Origin of the sequence: Nocardia vulneris, from assembly GCF_001613425.1 — a bacterium.
In the GTDB taxonomy this organism is placed as follows: Bacteria; Actinomycetota; Actinomycetes; order Mycobacteriales; family Mycobacteriaceae; genus Nocardia; species Nocardia vulneris.
Genome location: NZ_BDCI01000017.1, coordinates 41,719 through 63,719 on the forward strand (window position 1 = coordinate 41,719; position 22,001 = coordinate 63,719).

General features: G+C 64.9%; 20 protein-coding genes and 1 tRNA gene. 13 read left to right on the plus strand and 8 right to left on the minus strand.

The window, feature by feature from the left end; genetic code table 11:
- Window positions 1-5: 5 nt before the first annotated feature.
- Window positions 6-479, plus strand: coding sequence for a winged helix-turn-helix transcriptional regulator (locus NVU01S_RS17905; RefSeq protein ID WP_043670066.1), 474 nt, complete (start codon window positions 6-8; stop codon window positions 477-479).
- On the opposite strand, the gene NVU01S_RS17910 is transcribed toward NVU01S_RS17905, so the two are convergent.
- Window positions 472-1,830: a glycosyltransferase gene (locus NVU01S_RS17910; protein ID WP_052280565.1), complete on the minus strand. Its 1,359-nt coding sequence runs from the start codon at window positions 1,828-1,830 to the stop codon at window positions 472-474. The genes NVU01S_RS17905 and NVU01S_RS17910 overlap by 8 nt on opposite strands.
- A gap of 133 nt (window positions 1,831-1,963) precedes the next feature.
- Between NVU01S_RS17910 and NVU01S_RS17915 the strand changes: the two genes are divergently transcribed.
- Window positions 1,964-3,427, plus strand: a complete 1,464-nt coding sequence (locus tag NVU01S_RS17915) for a cellulase family glycosylhydrolase (RefSeq protein ID WP_167829379.1) — start codon at window positions 1,964-1,966, stop codon at window positions 3,425-3,427.
- 56 nt (window positions 3,428-3,483) lie between these two features.
- On the plus strand, window positions 3,484-4,470 hold the full coding sequence (locus NVU01S_RS17920) for an SGNH/GDSL hydrolase family protein (RefSeq protein ID WP_043670072.1): 987 nt from the start codon (window positions 3,484-3,486) through the stop codon (window positions 4,468-4,470).
- Window positions 4,471-4,514: 44 nt separating this feature from the next.
- Here the strand turns inward: NVU01S_RS17920 and NVU01S_RS17925 are convergent, their stop codons facing one another.
- Window positions 4,515-5,315 carry an SDR family NAD(P)-dependent oxidoreductase gene (locus NVU01S_RS17925; RefSeq protein WP_043670076.1) on the minus strand — a complete coding sequence of 267 codons (801 nt, stop codon included), beginning with the start codon at window positions 5,313-5,315 and terminating at the stop codon, window positions 4,515-4,517.
- Window positions 5,316-5,497: 182 nt separating this feature from the next.
- Between NVU01S_RS17925 and NVU01S_RS17930 the strand changes: the two genes are divergently transcribed.
- Both NVU01S_RS17930 and NVU01S_RS17935 read left to right on the plus strand, forming a co-directional pair.
- Complete coding sequence (locus NVU01S_RS17930; protein WP_043670080.1) at window positions 5,498-6,208, plus strand: enoyl-CoA hydratase/isomerase family protein; 711 nt, start codon at window positions 5,498-5,500, stop codon at window positions 6,206-6,208.
- A 204-nt stretch (window positions 6,209-6,412) separates the two neighbouring features.
- Complete coding sequence (locus tag NVU01S_RS17935) at window positions 6,413-7,354, plus strand: helix-turn-helix transcriptional regulator (protein WP_043670083.1); 942 nt, start codon at window positions 6,413-6,415, stop codon at window positions 7,352-7,354.
- A 5-nt stretch (window positions 7,355-7,359) separates the two neighbouring features.
- Here the strand turns inward: NVU01S_RS17935 and NVU01S_RS17940 are convergent, their stop codons facing one another.
- Window positions 7,360-8,784 (minus strand): lipase family protein, encoded by a 1,425-nt coding sequence (locus NVU01S_RS17940; protein ID WP_244467228.1) that lies wholly within the window; start codon window positions 8,782-8,784, stop codon window positions 7,360-7,362.
- A gap of 293 nt (window positions 8,785-9,077) precedes the next feature.
- On the opposite strand from NVU01S_RS17940, the gene NVU01S_RS17945 reads away from it, so the two are divergent.
- From NVU01S_RS17945 to NVU01S_RS17955, 3 genes are read left to right on the plus strand one after another with little or no spacing between them, the layout of a single operon-like run.
- Entirely contained in the window at window positions 9,078-9,410 is a 333-nt protein-coding gene (locus NVU01S_RS17945; RefSeq protein ID WP_043670089.1) for a hypothetical protein, read from the plus strand.
- A 32-nt stretch (window positions 9,411-9,442) separates the two neighbouring features.
- Window positions 9,443-10,345, plus strand: coding sequence for an SGNH/GDSL hydrolase family protein (locus NVU01S_RS17950; protein WP_156161566.1), 903 nt, complete (start codon window positions 9,443-9,445; stop codon window positions 10,343-10,345).
- On the plus strand, window positions 10,342-11,571 hold the full coding sequence (locus NVU01S_RS17955; RefSeq protein ID WP_043670094.1) for an acyltransferase family protein: 1,230 nt from the start codon (window positions 10,342-10,344) through the stop codon (window positions 11,569-11,571). The genes NVU01S_RS17950 and NVU01S_RS17955 overlap by 4 nt, the downstream gene beginning before the upstream one ends.
- A 1-nt stretch (window position 11,572) precedes the next feature.
- On the opposite strand, the gene NVU01S_RS17960 is transcribed toward NVU01S_RS17955, so the two are convergent.
- On the minus strand, window positions 11,573-12,229 hold the full coding sequence (locus tag NVU01S_RS17960; RefSeq protein WP_052280566.1) for a TetR/AcrR family transcriptional regulator: 657 nt from the start codon (window positions 12,227-12,229) through the stop codon (window positions 11,573-11,575).
- 164 nt (window positions 12,230-12,393) lie between these two features.
- On the minus strand, window positions 12,394-13,242 hold the full coding sequence (locus NVU01S_RS17965; protein ID WP_244467229.1) for a GAF and ANTAR domain-containing protein: 849 nt from the start codon (window positions 13,240-13,242) through the stop codon (window positions 12,394-12,396).
- 96 nt (window positions 13,243-13,338) lie between these two features.
- Between NVU01S_RS17965 and NVU01S_RS17970 the strand changes: the two genes are divergently transcribed.
- Window positions 13,339-13,412 (plus strand) — tRNA-Pro (locus tag NVU01S_RS17970).
- Between the two features lie 359 nt (window positions 13,413-13,771).
- Window positions 13,772-14,656: a GIY-YIG nuclease family protein gene (locus NVU01S_RS42515; RefSeq protein ID WP_167829380.1), complete on the plus strand. Its 885-nt coding sequence runs from the start codon at window positions 13,772-13,774 to the stop codon at window positions 14,654-14,656.
- Window positions 14,657-15,729: 1,073 nt separating this feature from the next.
- On the opposite strand, the gene NVU01S_RS43420 is transcribed toward NVU01S_RS42515, so the two are convergent.
- On the minus strand, window positions 15,730-17,292 hold the full coding sequence (locus tag NVU01S_RS43420) for a hypothetical protein (protein WP_156161567.1): 1,563 nt from the start codon (window positions 17,290-17,292) through the stop codon (window positions 15,730-15,732).
- A gap of 288 nt (window positions 17,293-17,580) precedes the next feature.
- Between NVU01S_RS43420 and NVU01S_RS17985 the strand changes: the two genes are divergently transcribed.
- Entirely contained in the window at window positions 17,581-18,564 is a 984-nt protein-coding gene (locus NVU01S_RS17985) for an alpha/beta hydrolase (RefSeq protein WP_082032030.1), read from the plus strand.
- 103 nt (window positions 18,565-18,667) lie between these two features.
- Here NVU01S_RS17985 and NVU01S_RS17990 read toward each other — a convergent pair whose 3' ends face one another.
- On the minus strand, window positions 18,668-19,069 hold the full coding sequence (locus NVU01S_RS17990) for a nuclear transport factor 2 family protein (RefSeq protein WP_043670103.1): 402 nt from the start codon (window positions 19,067-19,069) through the stop codon (window positions 18,668-18,670).
- Window positions 19,070-19,273: 204 nt separating this feature from the next.
- Here NVU01S_RS17990 and NVU01S_RS17995 point away from each other — a divergent pair, with 204 nt between their 5' ends.
- Entirely contained in the window at window positions 19,274-19,576 is a 303-nt protein-coding gene (locus tag NVU01S_RS17995; RefSeq protein WP_209444792.1) for a hypothetical protein, read from the plus strand.
- A gap of 59 nt (window positions 19,577-19,635) precedes the next feature.
- Here NVU01S_RS17995 and NVU01S_RS18000 read toward each other — a convergent pair whose 3' ends face one another.
- On the minus strand, window positions 19,636-20,259 hold the full coding sequence (locus NVU01S_RS18000) for a TetR/AcrR family transcriptional regulator (RefSeq protein ID WP_043670109.1): 624 nt from the start codon (window positions 20,257-20,259) through the stop codon (window positions 19,636-19,638).
- 188 nt (window positions 20,260-20,447) lie between these two features.
- Between NVU01S_RS18000 and NVU01S_RS18005 the strand changes: the two genes are divergently transcribed.
- Window positions 20,448-21,662, plus strand: coding sequence for a cytochrome P450 (locus NVU01S_RS18005; RefSeq protein WP_043670112.1), 1,215 nt, complete (start codon window positions 20,448-20,450; stop codon window positions 21,660-21,662).
- Window positions 21,663-22,001 lie beyond the last annotated feature (339 nt).

The window sequence follows — 22,001 nt, forward strand, 5'->3', positions numbered from 1 at the left end:
TGGCGATGGAGTTCGAACCCCGGTTGCGCGACCGCGACGCATGGTCGATCGGCGCAGGCTGTTCGGCCGAACGCGTCCTGCGCCTGCTCAGCACCAGGACGGTGTTCCTCGTGATCCGCGAATGCTTCTACGGCACAACGCGGTTCGAGGATTTCGTGCACCGCATCGACACCTCCGCCCCGGCAGTGTCCCGGGCGCTCAAACAGCTGGAGGGCGCGGGCATCGTCGCCCGCGTGCCCTACCGGGAGCCCGGAAAACGCATCCACGACGAGTACCGCCTGACCACGTCCGGTGAGGACATGCTGCCGGTGTTCCTGTCACTGGTGCAGTGGGGCGACAAGTACCTGCAAGACGGCCGCCCGCCGCTGACCTTCGTCGATGCGGAGACCGGCCGCCCCCTGCGGGTCCGGATCACCACCGAACCCGTGCCGGAGCCATCCTCGGACGATATCGAGATCCGGCTGAACCCGGCTAGGTGAGCCTGCGGGCGTCCTCGCCGTCACCGCGCACCAGCGGCGCCATCTCGCCGGGCGTGATCGCCGGAAACGTCCCGCTTTCCGTCCGTCGCACGACTCGCGGTACGGATCGCGGTGCGGCGCTTCGATTTCCGGCGCGGAAAAGTTGCCGTTCGAGCAGATCTGCGCCGTGCGCGGTGCCGCCCGCCGCCGCGAAACCCGCCGCGACCCGTTCCGCCCCGGCCCGGCAGGTCTGCGCCCGATCGATCGCGGTCCGCAGATTCGACACGCTCATCCGCTTCTTCGGCACCCAGGTGCCTGCCGCGTTCGTCACCACGCGGCGCGCGACTTCGGATTGATCCCGCCCGAACGGCACGACGCACACCGGCACGCCCGCGGCGAGCGCCTTCTGCGTGATGCCCATCCCGCCGTGCGACACGACGACGGCCGCGCGATCGAGCAACAAGTGATGCGGCAGAAAGGATTCGACCCGCGCGTTCGGTGGCGCCCGAAAGGTCCCCGGGTCGATCGCGCCAGTGGTGACCACCGTGAACACCTCGCTGTCCGCGAGCGCGTCCATCGCGGCCTGCGCCAGTTGCCCGTCGTCCTGGAATTCGGTGGAGCAGGTGACCAGGGCCAGTGGCCGATCGATCTCGTCGAGCCACCCCGGACGCTCACCCGCGGGAGCCCAGAGGCCGGGACCGATCTGCCGCACCGACGCGGGCCAGTCGCTGCGCTCGTCGTCGAACGGCGGCGCGGTGAAGTTCAACAGCAGCGGCGGCTGTTCCAGGTAGTCGAGCGCATGGTCCAGCGCGGCCAATCCGTACTGTCGCCGCGCGTCGTTGAGCGCGGGCAGCATGTCGTCCCACAGCCGGTTCAACACCCACTGGACACCCCCGTCACGCAACCGCCCGAGTGGTCCGGACATGGGGTGCAGCCCGGGCCCGAACGGCGGCACCTCCCGCGACCGGATCGGCAGCAGCATCGGCGCCCACGAGGCCCACGGCAGCCCGCTCGCCGCGGCGTAGGTCTGCGCGCCCACCGTCGTCACATCGACCAGCAGCGCGTCCGGACGTTCGGCGCGCACCGCGCCGCGAATGGCCGCGATCTCGTCCGGGATCCGCGCCACCAGGGCACGCACGGCGGCCCGCAACGCGCCGATCTTGGAGGTAGCCGCCCAATCATCGAGCGTGTCCTGCGCCAACCGCGCGGGCAGCTCGATCACGTCGATACCCAGCGGATCGAGAGCTTTCTCACTTCCCGGGAGCGTCATCACGGTGACGTCGTGTCCCCGCTTCACCAGTTCTGCCAGGACCGGAGCTATCGGATAGAGGTGGCCCTTGGCCGGTGAAGTGAATGCCAGGATCTTGGTCATGACTCAAGCTAACCTATAGCTATCACTATTGCAGCTTAGGTCGAGTGCTACGTTGTGGACCATGAGCTTCTGGGGAGAACATCGGCTTAGCGCGATTAGTTTGTGCACATCAACAGTTTTGATGGCCCTTAGCATGACGATCGGTGCAACCCCAGCTTCGGCAAACGGCTCGGATTCCGGAGAAATCGGACTTCCGGCGCAATCTTCTGGCAAATGGCTGATCGACAGCACCGGGCGGGTCGTGGTGCTGCACGGCGAGAACATTGCCGACAAACGTGCGCCATATCTCCCTTCCGCCGCGGGGTTCGGTGCCGAAGATGCCGAACTGCTCGCGCGCGAGGGCTTCGACGCGGTCCGGCTCGCCCTCTTCTGGGCCGCCGTCGAGCCGGTCGCCGGCCAGTACGACGACACCTATCTCGCCGATATCGCGCGCACCGTCGATCTGCTGCACGCGCACGGCATCGTGACCGAACTGGAGTTCCACCAGGACATCTGGTCGGCGCGATACGGCGGGGACGGCGCACCGGACTGGGCGTCGATCGACGACGGATTGCCCAGCGGTGCAAGCGATCTGGTGGCCGCGAACCTGTCGAATAGCGCCTATTGGCGCGCCACCGACAATTTCTATGCCAATCGGCCCGGCCCCGGCGGTATCGGCATCCGGGACAGGTTTCTGCGGATGTGGACCCACGTGGCCGGATTCTTCGCGGGCACACCGGGTTTGATCGGCTACGGCCCGCTGAACCAGCCGCCCGCGGGCGCGGCGTTCCTGCCGTGCCTGGCCGATGCCTGCCCAGCGGTGACGGTCGAACACGTGCGCGCGCTCAACCGGGACGCCACAGCTGCGATCCGGCAGGGCGACCCCGCCACTCCGGTGTGGGTGGCACCGTTGATCACCGCCAACTACGGCACGCGGCCCGACCTGGGCCCGCCGCCGGACCCGAACGTCGTGTACGGCTTCAACTCCTACTGCGTGGTCGCCGCACTGCAGGGCGGCGGCGGACTGGGTTGCGCGCCGCAGTGGGAGGCGAGCGTCGCTCGCGCGGCGGAGTATTCGGCGGTAGCCGACGTGCCGACGGTCGTCACGGAGTTCGGTGCGACAGGCGCGGCCGACGCGCTGAGCGAGACCGCGGAGATCTTCGACCGCAACCAGAACAGCTGGCTGCACTGGACGTATTTCGGTGGTGACCCGGCCACCGTATCCAAAGACGCTGACGCACAGGCCATCGTGACCAACGGTCACGCCCCGCGCACCCCCGGCAACGTTCGCGAAGCGAATCTCGACGTGCTGGCCCGCCCCTACCCGCAACTCACCGCGGGCACACCCGGGCCCTGGCGCTTCGACCGCGGCACAGGCGTGTTCACCTACTCGTGGCGCACCGCGCGGGTCACCGGCGGGGTCTTCGGCGACGGCGCCGAAACGGTCATCGCGGTGCCGCAGCGGCAATACCGCACGGGCTACCACTTGCGCATCGACGGTGGCACAAAGGTTTCCGAGCCGGACGCGACGCGGCTTCGGATCGCGTCCTGTCCTGGCGCCGGACAGGTCGCGGTGACGGTGCTACCAGGCGCCGGGCCCGATCAGCAGAGCTGTTGACCCTGCGCGCGAAACATCCGGCTCGGCCGGACCATTCGAGAAAGAGGACGACACCGATGAAGGTTTTGCGAATCAGTTCGGTTGTCGCCACCGCGATAGCGATGGCGACGTTGTGCCTGGCGCCGGCCGCGACCGCGACCGAACCCGGCGTCCGCTATGTGGCCTTCGGGGACAGCATGACCGTGGCGCCGCACGGTGGTGGCGGCGGTGTGTTCGGTCTGCCCGCGTACCAGCAGCAGCCGAAGACCGTGCCGGCGCCCAATCCGCTGGCCTGTGCGCGCAGCAACTTCGGCTGGCCCTCGATCATGGCCGCGCAGTGGGGGCTCGGCGCACCACAGACCGGAGACTGGGCCGACTACGCCTGCCAGTCCGCCACCACCGATACCGAGCCCGTGAACAACCTGCGCACCCAGATCGACCAATCCGTGCAGGACGGCATGCTCGGCCCCGCAACGCGATTGGTGACCATTCAAATCTCGGCCAACGACGTCTGGCACCCCGGCCAGGTATCCAACTACGCCTACACGCTCGCCATGTGCCTCACCGATATCGTGCGCGGCTGCGACTACCGCACCGATCCCGACCACTACATCGACGCCGACGCGATCACCGGAGCCAACCTGGCCCACCGGCTCACCGCGGGCAGCCGCGGCGACATGATCGGCGCCATCCGCGCCGCCGCACCCCACGCGCAGATCCGCCTGGTCGGCTACGAGGACCAGAACCCGCCGCCGGGTGTCCCGTTCACCTGTTTCTCCGTCTTCGGCCTGCGCTTCCAGTGGCCGCAATACCGAACCGCGTACGCGCACAAGCTGACCGACAACATCGAGAACGCGATGAGCGCGGCCGCCGATCAGATCGGCATCGGTTTCTGGTCCCTGCGACCGGTCGGCATCGGCCGCGACCTCTGTGCCCCCGCCACCCACTGGACCGGACTAGCCGACCCCGGCGAACCGTTCTTTCCCTTCCACCCCAACCTGCAGGCGCACTTCGACCAAGGCTCGTTCCTCAACGGGATACGGCTGGCCGAAGGCATCGCCTAGGGCGGAGCCGTATCGGCCTAGCTGCCAGCAGGTTTCAGTTCACCTCACTGGACCCTCCGGTAGACCGCGCGCACGATCGGGCTGATCAACGCGCGCGGCGTGTACTGACCACCGATGGTCTGCACCTTCGCGAAGACGCCTGGCACGACCCGGCGTCGGCCGTCGGCCATACCCGAAAGCGCCTCGGCGGCAGCCTGTTCCGCACTCACCCAGCACAGCGCGGGCAGCATCGTGTCCAGCTTCGGCACCTCCGCCACCGCCGCGTACTCGGTACGGACCGGGCCGGGCGCGAGCAGTGTGCACCGCACACCGGTGCCCGCCAGCTCACCGTGCAACGATTCGGCCAGGGTGTTGGCGAACGCTTTGCCCGCCGCGTAGGTGGCGTTACCGGGCCCGGGCTGGTTACCCGCGGTGGATCCGGTGATGAGGATCGCGCCCGCGTCCCGGCGCACCATGCCGGGCAGCACGGCGAGCGTGAGGTCGTGCACCGCGACGCAGTTCAATTCCACCTGCTGCCGCTCCCGGGCCGGATCGGCTTGCGCGAGTTCACCATAGGTGGCGAAGCCGGCGTTGTTGCACAGCACCGTGATCTCGCGTTCGGACAGCTCCGCGCACAGTTTCGCGCGGGCGTCCCGGTCGGACAGGTCGACGGCGCGGATCTCGGCCTCGACCCGATAGCTGCCCGACAGCCGGTCGGCGAGGGCACGCAGCCGATCCGCACGCCGCGCCACCAGGATCAGCGAATGGCCTTGCCGGGCCAAACCTTCCGCGAGCGCTTCGCCGATACCGGAGGACGCCCCCGTGACGACCGCGCGAGCGGTGGGTGTGGGTGCGGGCAAACTCATCGGATTCTCCTCGCTGTTCGGAATCAGGTCAGCGCGTGCGCCGTCACCGTGGCGCCGACTGTCACCAATGTTCGCAGTGCACCCGGCCCGCTGCTGTGATTGTCCCCCGCCGCGATGCGCCTCGAGTGCGCCGCGTGGTGTGTCAGCGTCGTGCGCACGAGGTGAGGCGCTATGTTGCCCGGATGCCGTATCTGCGACGAGAAGGACCGGTGTTCATCGCGCATCTGGGCAACAGGGATGAACGGGACACGGAGAACAGATTCAATCCCGAATGGATCGCGGCGCTGGACGCGATCCTCGACGAGGCCACCACCACCGGCGGGCCCGCCGCCCTGGTCACCACCGGTACCGGGAAGTTCTACTCGACCGGTGCCGACCTGGCCTGGGCCGCGGCACATCCCGACGAGATCGACGCCTATCTCACCGACCTGCAACGCCTGCTCGCCCGCATCCTCACGCTGCCCATTCCTACGGTTGCCGCGGTGAACGGCCACGTTTTCGGCGCCGGCGCCTTCTTCGCCGTCGCCCACGATCGGCGCATCATGCGCAGCGACCGCGGCTATTTCTGTTTCCCCGGCGTGACCCTCGGCGCCGACTACGCCCCGGCATCGGTCGAGCTGGTGCAGTCACGGTTGCCCGCGCATCTGGCCCATCATGCGCTGGTCTCCGGCCAGCGCTACAACGGACCCGACGCGCTCGCCGCCGGTCTGGTCGACGCCGTCGCCGATGACGACGCCGTCCTGCCCGCCGCGATCCGGTACGCCGAAGGGCTGGCCCACACCAGCGGACCGGTGCTCGGACACATCAAATCGTGCCTGCACACCGCGGCGGCGAACGCGCTGCGCGAACCGGTCACCGGCTACAACCGTCACGTGCTCGCGAGCCAGTCCTAGTCCGTCTCCTGTCCGGCGCGACCGCACCGACGAAGTCCGGGTCGCTGCGGTCGCGCCGGGCATGTCCAGTTCCTGTTTGAGCCGCCCACTTCTGGGTAACGCCGGACGGAACGTCACGGCGACACGCCGGACGGAACGAGCGGCACCTCGATTCGACCACGGTGTTCGTTCCCAGGCAGTGCCGACAAGGAACGAGGATGCACCGTGCGCACTCTGTCTTTCGACAGCCACAACCTAGGCGCGATCGAGGAATTCCTGAACAGCGCCTACACGACCATGAGCATCGGCAACGGCAGCCCGCAGGATGCGTCGGCGCAGATCCGGCGCGACATGCTCGGCGCCGTGAGCCTGGATCAGCTGGATCTCGGTTTCGACATGAGCTACGACGCCGATCCGCTGGAGCGGGTGTGCCTGTGCGCGGTGCAGACCGGCGCGATCGAGGAAACCTATCGCGACGTGGGCACGGACGTGTTCCGACCGGGTGAGGTCGGCCTGCTGACCCCGCCGGACCTGCCGTACCGCGGGACGATCCGCACCGCCCGCTACAGCATCACGATGTTCGCCCCGGCGCTGCTGTCCCGGGTGTGCGATCCGCTCGGCGAGCCCGTCCGCTTCACCGGCCACAAGCCCACCGGCGCGGCGGCGACCCGGCGGCTGAACCGCGCGATCGAACATCTGCAAGAGGTCGCCGCGGACTCCGCCGCTCCCCCGAGCGCGCTCGTCGCGGCCACGCTCACCGACTATCTGGCCGCGACCGTGCTGGACACGCTGCCCACCACGGTGGTCACCGATCCGACCGCGACGGACCGGCGTGACGCCCACCCGGATGTGGTGCGCCGCGCCGTCGCCTATATCGAAACGCATCTCGCCGAGGACATCGCCGTCGCCGATATCGCGACGGCCGCATTCGTCTCCGTGCGCGCGCTGCAGTTGGCCTTCCGCAAGCATCTCGACACCACCCCGCTGGCGCTGCTGCGCCGGCTGCGCCTGGCCGCGGCACACGAGCAACTGCGCGCCGCACTCCCCGGCGAGCACGTCACGGTGACCACCGTCGCCTACCAGTGGGGCTTCACTCATTCGGGACGATTCGCGATCGAGTACAAGCGCGTCTACGGGCAGCATCCGAGCCAAACCCTGCACAGCTGAACACCTTACGGGTGGGTGCCCGCGCCGACGGGCAGGCCCGTGACCAAACCGGCGATGGCGGGCCACGTCTCGGCGAGCAGCGCGATGAAATCACCGTCGGTGAACGTGGAGAACGGGCTGTCGATCGCGCAACCCGGGTGCACCGGAACGTCGTTCAGCCGGTCGATGATGAACTGGTAGCCCTTCGGCAACCAGCCCGGGATACCGACGACGTGTTCGGCGAAGAACTCCCGGGTGTAGCCGAGCGAGACCTCGGGATTGCGGCAGTACTTGTCCACCAACCGATCTACGCCCGGGCTCGGGATGAACTCGTCGTTCTGGGCTTGATAGATGTACATCGGCACATCCGGATCGCGTTTGCCCAATTCCTGCGCGGTGATGGCGGTGCTCAGCTCCGGGATGTCCAGCACGTCACCGGGGCCGGTGTAGGACCCCAGATAGTTCCACCACGGGAAGAACGCGGAACCCTGTGTGTGACAGAGCATTCCCTTGATCGAGGTCATGAAGCGGCCGAACCAGTCGTATCTGGTGTCGAGCACATGCTGCACCTCCGGATATTCCGTCGCGAAACCCCGCAGCGCGGCCCCGATCAGTCCCGCACCCAGGTTGAAGTTGTTGGAGCGCAGCACCGCTCGTAGGTCGGCCATCGCGACGCCGCCCATGGTGACGCCGACGATATTGATCTCCGGGGCGTACTCGCCGTGGTTCTCGGCGACCCAGCCCGTCGGGATCGAACCACCCGAGTAGCCCATCACTCCCACTCGCGCGTCCGGCGTCAGCTGCGCGGGGATGAAGTTCTGCGTCGCCCTGATGCCGTCGAGGGTGGCCTGACCACCCAGAATCGCCGCGCCGTAGGCGGACCCCGGCCCCTGATAGTCCGGGATCGACACCACCCATCCCTGCGAGATCCCCAGGGCGATCGCCAGCGACACCTCCGCCGAGTTCACATAGTCGACGGGTATCGAACCCTGTTGCACCACATACGACATCGCGCAGTACTGCGCCGTGGAGTCCTCGGCGACCTGATAGGACAGCAGCTTGAAGCCTTCCGCCGGTGCCGGACCACGCGGCTTGACGACAGTGGTCACCGTCGCGATCGGATTTCCGTGACTGTCGTTGGTGCGATACAGCAATTGCCACGCGTCGATGTTGAACGGAACGAGCGACAGCAGAGCGGGCGTGATCATCCTGGCCTTGATGATGCCGCCCGGCGGGGTGTCGGCGATGACGTTCGCCGGCGCCTTGTAGAAGGGGTCCAACTCCGGAGGCAGGACCAGTACCGGCAACGGCGCGATCGGCACGTCCCGCAGCGCGGGGGCGGCGTGTCCGAGGGCCGGTGCCGACGCCAGGACGGCCACGCAGAGCAGCGCGGCCAGGGTCATGCGTCGACGGCCGGAGCCGGGTTCATGGGTAGCAACGTTGCGCCACATGGGTACCTCATTTTCTCGCGGTCACCGGCGGATCGTCGGCGACCAGAATGAAATGATAAGGCAGATTATCAGATCTATGGCCTTCTCGTGACCCATCCGCAACCATCGCTCACGGCATAGTTGAACAGTAACTACATCGGTTGTGACGCAAGTCACTCTTCCTCAGCTACTTTCTGGCAGCGTTGTAACATATCTGGTAATTTCACCTATCAGTTGCTTGATGGCAAATCTCCACACTCGGTAATCGCGAAAACCCATTCGGGGATGGGCGCGCTGCCGGAAAGGATCTCTCGATGAACGCACCCCGGATCGCCGCCGCGCTGACGGCGGGCACCCTGCTCGCGAGCAGCTGGCTGCTCACGGCTTGTTCGAACGACACGTCCGCACCCACCCCTGCCGCGACCACCAGCCGTGGTGCGCCGACCTCGGTCCCCGCGCCGTCAACCGAGGTGCCGCCCCCGCCCAGCACCGTGCCGATACCGTCGCCTACCACTACTTTCCCGGTTCCGAGCACGGTCACGCCGCCGACGTACCGGCCACCGGTCAGCGAGGCCCCGCGACCGCCGCAACCGCAAGCACCGCCGGAACTTCCGGACCCGGGTTTCGCCCCGCGGCCCGGGTACTGACTCCGGCCCCGCCCCGAGCAGGAGAGGAACCAGTGCAACCGAACTCGATGATCGCCCGCCTCTGCATCGCCGCCACCGCGACGCTGTGCGCAATCGCGCACGCCGCCACCGCCAGTGCCGCGCCGGTACCCGGCGGTGCACGGATCGTGGTGCTCGGCGATTCGTTCGCCTCGAATTCGATAGGGACGGACCAGCACTCGAACCAGTGCGACCGGAACCCCCGGTCCTGGCCCAATCAGCTGGCACAGACGACCGGCGCGACCATGGTCGACGTGTCTTGCGCCGGGGCCGCGCTCGATACCGGCACCGGCTGGAATCTCGCCCACCAGGCGCGAAAAGCCGCCGATGCCGCGGCCTTCGGCACCGGGACCGAGGCCGTCCTGCTTCAGTTCGGACTCAACGACATCTGGGGCGACAACGACGTCGTCGCGTTGAACGTGGTGCTGCGCTGCGCGATCAACCTGCTGCAGGGATGCGAGCCCGATGCCGCCGGACAGGGCCGGCTACCGGACCTGAGCCGGATCACTCCGGAGAGCTATGCCGCCCGCATCGCCCGGGTCATCGAATACGTCCGCTACTACGCTCCGCACGCGCGTATCGCCCTGGTCGGCTACCCCGAATTCTTCGAGCCCACCAGCACAACGGCCTGCCTCGGGCTGTTCGGCCTCGGCACGGTGACGCAACCGCGGGCGGCGGGACTCGCGGCCTATCTCGCGGCATTGCGCGCAGCCACCGCGGGTGCTGCGGCCGCGCTCGACATCGAGTACTTCGATACCGCGGCGGCCTATCGCGGTCACGGGATGTGCGCAACGGAGCCGTGGCTCAACGGAATCGGCGATCCCCGCGCCGAGTTATTCGGCATCCCCGGCCATCCCTCCCGGCGCGGCGACGCCGCGACCGCCGCGGGGATACGGCAGATGCTCGGGCTGACGTGACGATCGAGGAGACCCGCGCGCCCGTAGGCCTTGCCGCGCGACGACCCGCCCAGCTCCCCTCCCTCACCGGCATGCGCTGGTGGGCGGCGTCGGCGGTGTTCGCGCTGCACGCCGTGGTTTTCCTGCCCGCGTATCCGTTCCAGCACAGCGAGACCTTCCGGCGCATCCATGCGGTGCTGCCGATGCAGCTCGGCGCGGCGGGCGTGACGTTCTTCTTCGTGCTGTCGGGGTTCATCCTCTACTGGAACCGCCGACCGGGCGACAGCGCCAAATCCTTTCTGCGCCGCAGGTTTCTGAAGATCTATCCGACACATGTCCTCGCGCTGGTGTTCTTGCTCGTCGTGGCACCGGTGCCACTCGCCAGAGCGGTGGTCTGGCTGCCGAACCTCCTGCTGATCCACACCTGGGTGCCCGGCTGGACGGCACTGGGCGGACTCAATGTGCCCTCGTGGTCGCTGGTCGCGGAAGTCCTGTTCTACCTTTCCTTTCCGGTCCTCGCACCGTACGTCGACCGGCTCCGCGACAACCAGATCCTGCCCGGCCTGATCGCGGTCTTCCTGGTGATCGTCGCGTTGCACTGCGCCTTCTATCTTTTCGCGGACGGGCCGAAAGGCGTGACGAACATCTTCGTGCCCCGCCTGCTGCCCGGCGAGGTGACACCGGAGCACGAGATACATTCCGCGCCGGCATGGTTCGCCCAGGATGCCATCCCCGTCACACCGTCGTACTGGCTGAGCTACAACTTCCCGCCCAGCCGCCTGCTCGAGTTCTACATCGGTGCGCTCACTGCCAAACTCGTCATGGTCGGCCGCTTCACCGCGACTCGATACCGATACCCCTTGCTGCTGTTGGCCGCCGGGTACGCGCTCACCTGGGTGGTGCCGTTGAACTTCAAGCTTTCGGTGCCGATCATCCTGCCCGCCGCGTACGTCATCGCCACCGCATGCTGCCGCGATACGGCCGGCTACCGCGGCCTCAACGCGAGCCGTCCACTGGTCTGGCTCGGCGATCTCTCGTTCGCCTTCTACCTGGTGCAGTATCCGATCATGGTGACCGTCACCCGGACCTGGATGAGCGGTCATCGCTACGACATCCGGGGTTGGCTCGCCTGGTCCGCGGTCTGTCTCGTGCTCTCGATCACGCTCGCGGCAGCCATCTTTCGCTACCTCGACCGGCCCATCACCCGATGGGCACGGTCGATCGATCGACGGCAGCGCGCCGCCTGAGTCACGGCAGCAGCGGGCCCACCGCGTCGAGGTAGATCCGGGCGAGCTGGTCGGCGAGTTCCTCGGTGTCGGCGCCGACGAATTCGGCGAACACCGGCTCGGCGTTCACCCACTCCTGGATCGCGTAGATCACCGCACCCATGGTCGCGATCGCCGCGAACGCGAACGGCCGTGACGCGATCTCGCCGCGCTCGGCCGCGATCTCGGCCTGCGACACGAACAACCGGGCAAATCGCCTGCGCCGCTCCCTACGCCAGATCTCGACGGTATCGGCGACCCGCACGATCTCGACGAAACACATCCGCGCCGCCTTCCGATTCGGGCACGTCGCCGCCAAGAACGCCCGGAACGTCACCGCGGCGCGCGTCGCGAAATCGGCCTCGTCGGTTTCGACCAGGGCCGCGACCACCCGTTCCGCCGCGCGCGCGTCGAACTCGTCCACCGCCGCGATCAGCAACTGGTCGAGCGCACCGAACTCTTCATAGAAGGAGCGATACGAAACCCGTGCCGCCGTGCACAATTCGCCGATGGACGTGCCGGGATAGCCGCGTCCGCCGAACAGCTCCACCGCCGCGTCCAGCATCCGCCGCCGACGCTCGGACGCCCGCTCGTCAGCGCTGCGCCCGCGATAAACCCGCCCGCCGACCTCCTCGCCCACCACATCACCTCGCCTCCGATTCGGCAATCGTCAACGCCTGAGCGTATCCGTGCCCGAGAGTCGGCAAGCAACGAGTCAGCCAACACGGCCGACAGCGATACGGTGGTTCCGATCACGCGGTGCCCGATCCTGCACGCAGGCGCGGAAATTCACCCGGGCGAGTGTCATCCCGGTCTGTGGTTGCTGTGCGCGAGGATCACGCGCGCATCGATCGTCCGCTCCACCACCGCCCGCGCCAGATCCGGCAGCCGGCCGCGAGAGTGACGCGCGTAGCCCCGCAACGCGTGGAACGCCGTCTCCGGATCCAGATCGCCCTGCGCGGCCAGTATCCCCTTCGCCTGCTCGATCACGATCCTGGTCTGCAGCGCCGACTGCAGCTGCCCGTTCACCGTCTTGTGGTCGGCGAGCTGGCGCGCCCGCAGGATCGCGATGCTCGCGATATCGGCCATCGCCTGCCCCACCACCAGATCGTCCTCCGACAGCCGTGTCTCCCCGTAGCTGAACAGATTCAGTGCCCCCACCCGGTCCGCGCGCAACCGCATCGGCAATGCGTACACCGACCGGAACCCCTCCACCAGAGCCTGTTTCGCGAACGCGGGCCAACGATCCTGGGCCGCCTCCAAATCCTCGGCGATCACCCGTTCACTGGCCCGATAGCACTGCAGGCACGGCCCGTCCTGCGCCTGGATCTGTAGCAGCTCCAGCCATCGAGTCGCCTCACTCGTGGAAGCCAGCACCCGCAACTCGCCGTCCTCGCGCGCCAACAGCACCGCCGCGGTATCGACCGCCAGCAGGTCCACCGCCCGATCCAGCAGCCCCTGCACGACGTCCACCGGGTCGTACTCCTCCACCAGTGAGTCCGCCAGCTGCACAAACGCCTCAACCAGCCGCCGCTCCCGACGCATGACCGCCGCCTCCTTCGCGCTTCCGGCACCCGTGCCTGTCACGGACCGTGCCGAATCCCGAATGCCCCGACAACCCGTCATCAATCGCCCGAATCCGACGACCCCCATCACACTCCGACCCCCGCGCCACGCCGTCTACCAGCCGATTAGCTCCACCGCCCGCCCCTGAGGTAATCTCTTCGAGCGCGCAGCAATGAGCGCAAACGGGCTGTGGCGCAGCTTGGTAGCGCACCTGACTGGGGGTCAGGTGGTCGCAGGTTCAAATCCTGTCAGCCCGACAGAGAGAAACCCCTTCCGACCTCGGTCGGAAGGGGTTTCGTCATTTGACGACTCGGAGCTTTGGGACCAGACGGGGCTTCAGGTGGATAGACAACCTGACTCGGTCGGCTTGCAGCGCCTCGTTGTCCGGGTGCAGGTACGGCTCGGTGATTCTCGGGTCGCTGTGACCGGCGATACCTCCCCTGCAGCAGACAGACAAAACCTCGAATATGCCAGTCGGAAGGGAAACAGGTGCGTACTCCTGGGGCGGGTCCCAGTCCGCCCTCAGGAGTCCGGTATCGCGAACGCACGAACCAACGCCCAGGCAGACCCCAGCCAGCCCCCAGTATGTCGGATGCAGAAGGTAGCGTCCGGAGTCATGGCTGAACAAGGGTGCCCCGATCAGCGCGCAGGCCGACGGGGTGTCGTCTACGTCTTGATGAACAAGGCGATGCCGGGTTACGTGAAGATCGGCAGGACGATCAACACCTCTGACGAGCGTGCTCGGCAACTCTCTGGCGCTACAGGGGTTCCGGAAGATTTCGAGGTCGTATTTGACGTCATCGTTTCCGATGTCGAACAGGTCGAAAGACTCGTTCATGCGAGACTCGACAACGTCCGGCCAAATAAGCGAAGAGAATTCTTCCGGACAGACATTCGAACAGCAATCCGAACCGTCTCCGAGATATCGTCACTCTTCCCCGCCGGGGAAGAAGACTCAAGCAGTGTTCAGATTCTGCCCCAGCTGGAAACTCGAATGCGACGCTGGTTGCGTCGAGAAATAATCTCTGTCGAGTTCGTGCAGTACTCAGATCTGTGCATCGCCAGAGTTACCGAACAACCAATACTCGCAGCAAATTATGCGAAATCAATCGCATTCAATTTAGAAGTACTCGGCGGGTCGAACTGCGATCACGACTTATTGTTCGATCCGTACTGCAGATCGATTAGTAAGAATGTCAGTACTTTCCTAGAAGAACTTGACCCGTATTCAATGGCAATGGTCGGGATTCCACTCCTATCGGACGAAGCTACGCAGCACATCGTGTACCATCAGGGCGAGGAGAACTCTCCTATGCAGCCGGAGGAATGTGCCGTAACCGAACTCTGGCTGGAAGGCTGGACGATCGATTCAGCGCCCGGTAACCAGACCTTTATCGACCTTCAGTCACTCGATATGAATATTCGGCAGAGGATCTCCAAGGCAACTGGGCGCCGCGACGACAACGGGTGGCCCCGCGCGCAGTTCAATCTCACCCCGTGACAGGTGACGAATAAGATCGGCGATCCGGAAACATGCAGCAGACAGGAGCCGATTAGGCGGATTATATTTGTACGACGACGTTATCGCCAGGCTGAGCCGTTACGACAAAGGCCGAAGATGCTGTCACACCCTCCTGCTCAACGATTGTGTTCCATTTGCATGGACCCCGGAGAAAGGGGAATACCCGGGCTTATATCCACAGTGAAAGCGGAACGCAAAACAGGGAAATCCAAATCAGTCCGATGACTGGAGCGAACGGTCGCTTGAAACTCAATCGGACCGGCACGCTCGCCAATAAACACAAGCTGACCATCCAGGTCGCTGATCGAACAACTTACGACATGCTGAGCCCGTGCAGGCTCAGCAGGATTCGTCTCGGTGAATACTACTAGGGCCATTAGCGGGGGTAGGCGTCGAGATTGCCACCCCGCCCCATGCCCGACGCGCTCAACTTTCCACTCTCGGATTGTGCCGCGTCAGTAAGTAGCATTGTTAGTTTTATCGAGGCCTCCGATGAGACAGCGTTACCTCGGTTTCCCACCCGCCCTTCGACGTGAACACCGAAAATGAATCGGCCACGGGCCGTTTGGTTTGCGAAATATCGACCACGTCGATGCCATACGCCGCCTGCGATGGTTGTGCAGCACCCGAATGAGCGAAGGCCGGAACCACATGATGAACAATCCGCGCGCCTATTGCCATAGCATATCGCCGGATAGTGGAGAGGTGAGGATCGCTGTGAGACGCTCAAAGTTGGTAACGACAGCTCGATCGCAGCTCATAGCTGCTTGTTCATGCCCCAGGTAACGCGGGCCTTGACAGAGGAAAAAGGGGGCTGCTGCCAGGGAGCCGATAGTAAACCTCCCCCTGGCGTCCGCCTCCCTGATTCGGGGCAGCCAGTCGATAGGAGTCTTTGTTCACGAACGATTACTGATTGTCGATACCTAAAATGCCATTTGCCAGCATAGCTTTTATGAGCGCGGATTCTACCCGTGTCAGGATCCAACAACCCCACGCAACATGTGCAGAATGCGCAGTCGATGAGATCGGATGGCACTGAGGGGCAGAGAACGTTATTCTACACTGCGAAACGCAGGTGACCATTCGACGTCCAACAGAATGATTGAATCGACGTTAAATATATGTCGCCCGAATCGGAAATTAGTCGGTCGGATTTCAAAATGAAGCCCCCTCTTGGGATAATCGGGCGAATGCAGAATTCCGATAACCTCATTCAGATCTGATGCCGCCCCCAAGCTCGCTAGATATCGAAATGAGGTCGCCATCATGTCCGAATGAGACAAAGGACGAGGAGAGAGTTGATCCGAGGTGCAAACACACCACTCCCACTCAACCGAATCGAACGATGGCCAACCTGGAGGGAATTTGACCAATTCACCCCGAGCTCTGACGCGTTCACGAAGCCCATCTAACTGCTCGGCACCTTTGACTATCCAGTTATCAGTACTCCTTACATCAGAAATCGTGACGGCTTCGATAGGCCATTTGACCTCCAATATCACACCTTTTCCAAGCAATGGATCGACGGCAACGACATCCAGATCGCCTAACAATTTTCTATTTTCATCCTTTATTTTCAATCCTTCTAAAACTTTTACGCCAGGTATGAGGCGAAGCCATCCTGCCAACGCAGTAGCCCGCTCGCCTTGCCGCTTCCCTATTGGACCAAACAAAGATGTATCAGATGCAGCGGTGCGCAACATAGATGCATCCAAGACGCGCGGAAACATCAGCAATGGGAGGATTGAAATGAAATCCCCATTCGGTATCAGCAACGATGTCCTCAGCGAACGCCGGGGGCCGACCATCAATCGGTCTAAGGCTACTTCAATGATCCGTTCAGATAGCGAGGGGTTTATTTGACTCACCAGGTCGACGATCACCGTCCGTAGTGCGTGAAACATCATCGTTCCTGGATATGCGACCCTGCGATGCGCCAATTCACCTAATTCCGCCATCCCCATCAAAGTAGCTATTACCGCGGTCATTGCCTCGACCGTCAGTCCCTCACCGAGATCGAAGTCGTTTGGCAGGGTGCCCTCTGGGCGGTAGGCCCGGAAATTGGTCATGGCAGACAGTGCACGTGATGAGGCAGCGCTTAGCAATTCGACCGGCGGCACAAAGCGATTAAGGTGTTCACGGCTCTGAGATGACGCCCAATCCACCTCGGCCGATGACGGACGTTGCATCTCAAAGGGTCTAAGTTTACGTTCAAGATACATGTCCGCAACCTCGGGTGCCATATCCCATTGGTAGCTCAATTTAAACGCGCCAGAATTTTTTCGAATCCTATATGTGCCAGCTCGTATTGCAGTTTCAAGCGGATCCAGCCTCATAAATTGAGTCGCGAGCTCAAGTGCCTTGTAAACATCGGCCTCATGGCATATTTCGTCCCCCAAAGGATGATCGAAATGCCAACGCACCATTAGTTCCACGAGGGATTCCCACGGAAAATCCATAACTTCTAGTCCACGACGCGCCGATTCAGCTCGTGGGAGTAGGGCCATACGAAGCAACGCGTGAAGGCGATCGTGCCCCGCCTTCCACACCGATAACCTGTCAACCTGCTGACGAAATCTCACGATGACATCTAGCAGCTCAGCTTCTGGCGTCATACTTGATTCATCCTACTCGATGCCGATGGACCGGCACTAACGCCTAGCAGCGACGGCAGCAGCCTCAATGTGGTCTGACGCCGGCTTGGGGCCATACGTCACGATCACCGACGACCCCGCGACCCGCGCGCCGCCACCCCCCTTGCGTTCGAGTACGCGTTCCCGATCCGACCTTCCCCCACCTGGGAATTGGCGACTTGGCAAGGTGCACAGTTAGCCTGGGCGACAGGCCAATTCGGGTCCCTCGCCGGTCGGGTCGCGGGCGGGAAGTTGAAAGGTATACGCATAGTGGTGTTTTCGGTGGGTCGGGGGAAGGTGCCGGGTTGGCGCCGACGGGCCGGCGTTGTTTTGGCTGCGGCTGTCCTCGTGTCGGGGATCGGTGCGACGGCCTCGGCAGCACCGGTGCGTGGACCGGTGCTGCGTGCACCCGCGGGCGGCTATCAAGAGCTGGTCGTGCCGTCCAGCATGGGCCCTATCAAGGTGCAGGTGCAGTGGGCGTCGCGGGGCGGCAGCTCCGCGCTCTACTTCCTCGACGGCCTACGTGCACCGGCCGATCACAGCCAGTGGACCTCCGACACCGACGCCCTGCGCCAATTCGCCGGCGACAACGTCACACTGGTGTTCCCGGTCGGCGGCCACTCGAGCTTCTACACCGACTGGTACCGGCCGAGCAGCACCAACAGCCAGCCGACTACCTACCGCTGGGAGACCTTCCTCACCAGAGAGCTGCCCGCTTTCCTTGCGGGCTACGGTGTTTCGCGAACCAACAATGCGATCGTCGGCGCCTCCATGGGCGGCAACGCCGCCCTCACCCTGGCCGGACACCACCGTGACCAATTCAAATTCGCCGGGTCCTTTTCCGGTTTCGTGCATCCCACCTTCCCGCTGTGGAACGAGGCGATGCGCGCCGCAATGCTCGATGAGGGCCGCTTCAACGTGGACGACATGTGGGGCCCCGCAGGCACTCCCGCTTGGTTCCGCAACGACGCGACCGTCCAGGCCGAACTACTGCGCGGCCTCCCGATCTACGTCTCCACCGGCAACGGCCTGCCCGGTCCGCTGGACGCCCCCAACGCCATCACCGACACATTCAACGGCATCGCCCTCGAAGCCATGACCGTCGCCGCGACCCGAATCTTCCGAGACCGCTTGGCAACTCTGAACATTCCTGCCCGCATCGACATCACGGACGGCACCCACACCTGGCCCTACTGGCAGAATTCCCTGGCCGCCGCCCGCCCCGCCATCCTCGACGTATTGAACGCGCACTAGCCGCGCCAGGTCGGTCGAGAATCGCTCAGCCTGGATGGGCAACTCGAGCTGCTGCCGCAGGACTCCACCGGTGCGGAGTTCACGTCGGGCGCACCGTGCCGGATCAGGGTGCGGCCAACGGAAGGTCCGTGATGCCGGTGGCTTGCGACCAGACACAACGCCATATGCCGCCGGCATTGGTGTAGACATCGGTGTGCCAGGCCTCATGCCGCGGAATGCCCGCTCCGTCGACGGCGAGTTCGATCACGCACTGGTAGCGCAGGACGACGACGTCGGTGCCGACGATGGCGTCCATATCGCCGATCAACCCCAGTTCCCGATAGACGACCCGTCCTGTGGTGAGGAGATCGAGGTAGGCGGCCTTGGTCCACACCGTGCCGGTCGGGTTGCACAACCGGTACTCCGCGGCGTGCAAGCGGTCGTAGGCGCCGCGATCCACGTCGAGAAGGCATTGGATCCGCTCCCGCTCAGCCCCGATCACTTGACTGGCCACATCGGCGGTCATACCCGCTCCTATTCACTCATTCGACCCGAACGAACTCCGTCGAGATGTTCGCCATCGGCCTTCGGGTCCGCCGCTACTACATGAACCAGATTGCCGCACACCAAGACCAGGCAACCGCGATCATTCTTCACTGCCGGGAAGCATGTCGGTTTGCGGACTGTCGAGAACCCGTCTCGGACCCAGCTGCACGACATCCTGGCGGACATGAGCTTCAATGCGCCGTTCGTGATCGTCGATCGGCTCGGCGGACCCGAACCCGGCGACTTCTACATCCAGGTCCACCTCGATGAAGACGTGGATCCCGCCGACGGTCACAGCTACATCATCGAATTCCGCGACGGCGGACCCGACGCGCATTTCCGTGCCACGACCAGAGACGACGCACCGTGGGACAGCGTCGTCTCACCGGCCTTCGACACCGTGGTGAAAGTAGTGCAGGACTGGGCATTTCAACGCGAGGGGTGGCGAGAAGCGCTCTCGTGGGAACAGATGCAGTTCGACTCTTGACGCAACCGGGTCCCCCGGCCGAGCACGTCACGGTTGCCGGGCACCGTTGTCAACCACGTTCAGGTCGCGGGATGACCGCCTGAGATACCGTGCTGCACCGCGTCGAACGCCTGATTCAAGCGCTGACGGTGCGTTGTAGCGAGGTGGGCGAGATCGTCTCCGGCGAGCCGGCGCCGTACCGTGTCGACGGCGACTGTCCGGTACGCGGCGACGAGCAGGGCTGCCGCGAGCGCGCTGTCACCGGAGAACGCGGGGTCCTGGTCGAGTTCGGCGGTCAGTGCTGCCTCGATTTCGGACGCGAAGGCGCGCAGCCGCGCGATCAAAGCGGGCGACGCCGTGATGGTTCGCATCATCGGTTCGATGTCGCCGGCGAGGCCCGAGAGCACGTGCCGCTCCTCGCCGAGCGCGACGGCGGCCCGGCGCAGCGCCTCGACCGCATCGATGGTGTCGCCCCGCCCGCGGATCGCGTTGCGGACGATCTCGACGACGTCCGGAAGACGGTCGAACAGCAGATCTTCCTTCCGTTCGAAATGCGAGAACACCGTCACCTTGGACACGCCCGCCGTCGCGGCGACATCGGCGATCGTGACGTTGTCGAAGCCGCGCCCGACGAACAGTTCCTGCGCGACCTCGGCGATGCGCGCTCGCGTCTTCGCCCCGCCGCGGTCCCCTTTGTTCGGCATGCGCGTGGAACTCCCTCCTGCTACCGGGGCTTTACAAAGTAAATTTACCAGGTAAGGACGAGCCACAGAGGCCGGGGCGCTCAGGCATCTTGTCCAAATAAGCTTACTTGATAAGCTTACTGAGTAAGCCTAACTTCAGCGCGGAGGTTCGGAGTACCGGTGCCGACCGCGGTTCGATGGGAGAAGCCATGACGTCGCAGACGCCACTGCACCTTGTTCACACAGCGCGTGAGCGATACAGCCCGGGGCCCGCTCTGACCGAGCGAGCGCACACAGAGGGCCTCACCAGAACGGACACGCCTTTCGGAGTGCCGGGTTGGCTGGTCACCCGCCATGAGGACGTACGCGCCGTACTCGGTGACGCCGCCCGGTTCAGCAGCGCGACACCTGGCCGTCGCGCGAATCCGCCCGCCGCGTCGACCGATACCGACTCGGCCGGTAAGCAGTTCGCCAGTGCGGCATCGTTTTTGGTCGGCCAGGATCCGCCCGAACACCCCCGCCTGCGCCGATTGCTCACCCCCGAATTCACGATGCGCCGTATGCGCGAGCTGGCGCCTCGGGTGCGCGCCGTTGTCGGAGCGGTACTCGACGGCATGCAGGACGCGGGCTCGCCGGTCGACCTCGTCGAGTGCTTCGCACTCCCCGTCCCGTCCCTGGTCATCTGCGAACTCCTCGGCGTCCCCTATGCCGACCGGGAAATGTTCCAACGTCTGACGGCGGTCCAGCTGCGGGCCACAGCGGCGCAAGAAGAGCGGACCGAAGCCTTCCTCGCGCTGCGTTCTTATATGGGCGATCTCGTCGACCGGCAGCGCACTGCTCCGGGTGATGATCTGATCGGCATGCTCATCCGCGAACACGATGACGACCTCAGCCACGACGAGTTGGTCGGCGTCGCCCTCGTCCTGTTGATCGCGGGGCATGAGACGACCGCCAACACCCTCGGCGCGGGCACCGCCCTGCTTCTCGAACACCCCGGCCAACTCGCCGCGATCCGCGACGAGCCGCACCGGGTCGACGGCGCGGTCGAGGAACTGCTCCGCTTCTGCACACCGGTCCACACGGGCCTGGTCCGGACGGTCACGACGGACACCGTCATCGGCGGGCAGCCGATGAAAACCGGTGACCTGGTGGTTGTTTCGCTGCCCATGGCCAACCGCGACCCGCGTCTGGTCACCGCACCGGACGACTTCGACATCGCACGCAAGCCGGTCCCGCACGTCGCGTTCGGCCACGGCATCCACCACTGTGTCGGCGCTCCCCTGGCCAGGATGGAACTACGGATCGCACTCCCGGCCCTGTTGCAACGCTTCCCCGGACTCCGGCTCGATCTCGATCCGGCGGACATCCAGTTCCGCACCATGACAGCCGTGCACGGCGTCGAAAGTTTGCCCGTCGCTTGGTGATAACGCATCGTGGGCCGTGCGGCGCCGGTCCCAGCGTCAGCCGGGCTGACGAGTAACCGGCGGCGGGACTGGATCTGAACAGCTTATCGCGACGTAAGGCGCAGCCGGACTCATCCACGAGGACTCGGCGTCAATCACGGGACGTGACAACGGTTGTCATGCGTTCGGTCGATACCGCTCAGGGGTACGTGTCGAACAGAATGAGGCTATTGCAGGGTCAAGATCATCGACGATGAGGAATACTGCGCGCATGATGTTTGCGCTGGCGACAGCTGCGGATGTTTCTGAGCCGGACCCGGCGGGGGTTCCCGCGGCGCACGCTGATGTCGTGCCGCCCCA

What these genes read in the sequence shown, in the direction of transcription:
- NVU01S_RS17905 (WP_043670066.1), top strand. Translation starts at nt 6, where the DNA reads ATGGAGTTCGAACCCCGGTTGCGCGACCGCGACGCATGGTCGATCGGC.
- NVU01S_RS17910 (WP_052280565.1), bottom strand. Translation starts at nt 1,830, where the DNA reads ATGACCAAGATCCTGGCATTCACTTCACCGGCCAAGGGCCACCTCTAT.
- NVU01S_RS17915 (WP_167829379.1), top strand. Translation starts at nt 1,964, where the DNA reads ATGACGATCGGTGCAACCCCAGCTTCGGCAAACGGCTCGGATTCCGGA.
- NVU01S_RS17920 (WP_043670072.1), top strand. Translation starts at nt 3,484, where the DNA reads ATGAAGGTTTTGCGAATCAGTTCGGTTGTCGCCACCGCGATAGCGATG.
- NVU01S_RS17925 (WP_043670076.1), bottom strand. Translation starts at nt 5,315, where the DNA reads ATGAGTTTGCCCGCACCCACACCCACCGCTCGCGCGGTCGTCACGGGG.
- NVU01S_RS17930 (WP_043670080.1), top strand. Translation starts at nt 5,498, where the DNA reads ATGCCGTATCTGCGACGAGAAGGACCGGTGTTCATCGCGCATCTGGGC.
- NVU01S_RS17940 (WP_244467228.1), bottom strand. Translation starts at nt 8,784, where the DNA reads ATGTGGCGCAACGTTGCTACCCATGAACCCGGCTCCGGCCGTCGACGC.
- NVU01S_RS17945 (WP_043670089.1), top strand. Translation starts at nt 9,078, where the DNA reads ATGAACGCACCCCGGATCGCCGCCGCGCTGACGGCGGGCACCCTGCTC.
- NVU01S_RS17965 (WP_244467229.1), bottom strand. Translation starts at nt 13,242, where the DNA reads ATGGGGGTCGTCGGATTCGGGCGATTGATGACGGGTTGTCGGGGCATT.
- NVU01S_RS42515 (WP_167829380.1), top strand. Translation starts at nt 13,772, where the DNA reads ATGGCTGAACAAGGGTGCCCCGATCAGCGCGCAGGCCGACGGGGTGTC.
- NVU01S_RS43420 (WP_156161567.1), bottom strand. Translation starts at nt 17,292, where the DNA reads ATGACGCCAGAAGCTGAGCTGCTAGATGTCATCGTGAGATTTCGTCAG.
- NVU01S_RS17990 (WP_043670103.1), bottom strand. Translation starts at nt 19,069, where the DNA reads ATGACCGCCGATGTGGCCAGTCAAGTGATCGGGGCTGAGCGGGAGCGG.
- NVU01S_RS17995 (WP_209444792.1), top strand. Translation starts at nt 19,274, where the DNA reads ATGAGCTTCAATGCGCCGTTCGTGATCGTCGATCGGCTCGGCGGACCC.
- NVU01S_RS18000 (WP_043670109.1), bottom strand. Translation starts at nt 20,259, where the DNA reads ATGCCGAACAAAGGGGACCGCGGCGGGGCGAAGACGCGAGCGCGCATC.
- NVU01S_RS18005 (WP_043670112.1), top strand. Translation starts at nt 20,448, where the DNA reads ATGACGTCGCAGACGCCACTGCACCTTGTTCACACAGCGCGTGAGCGA.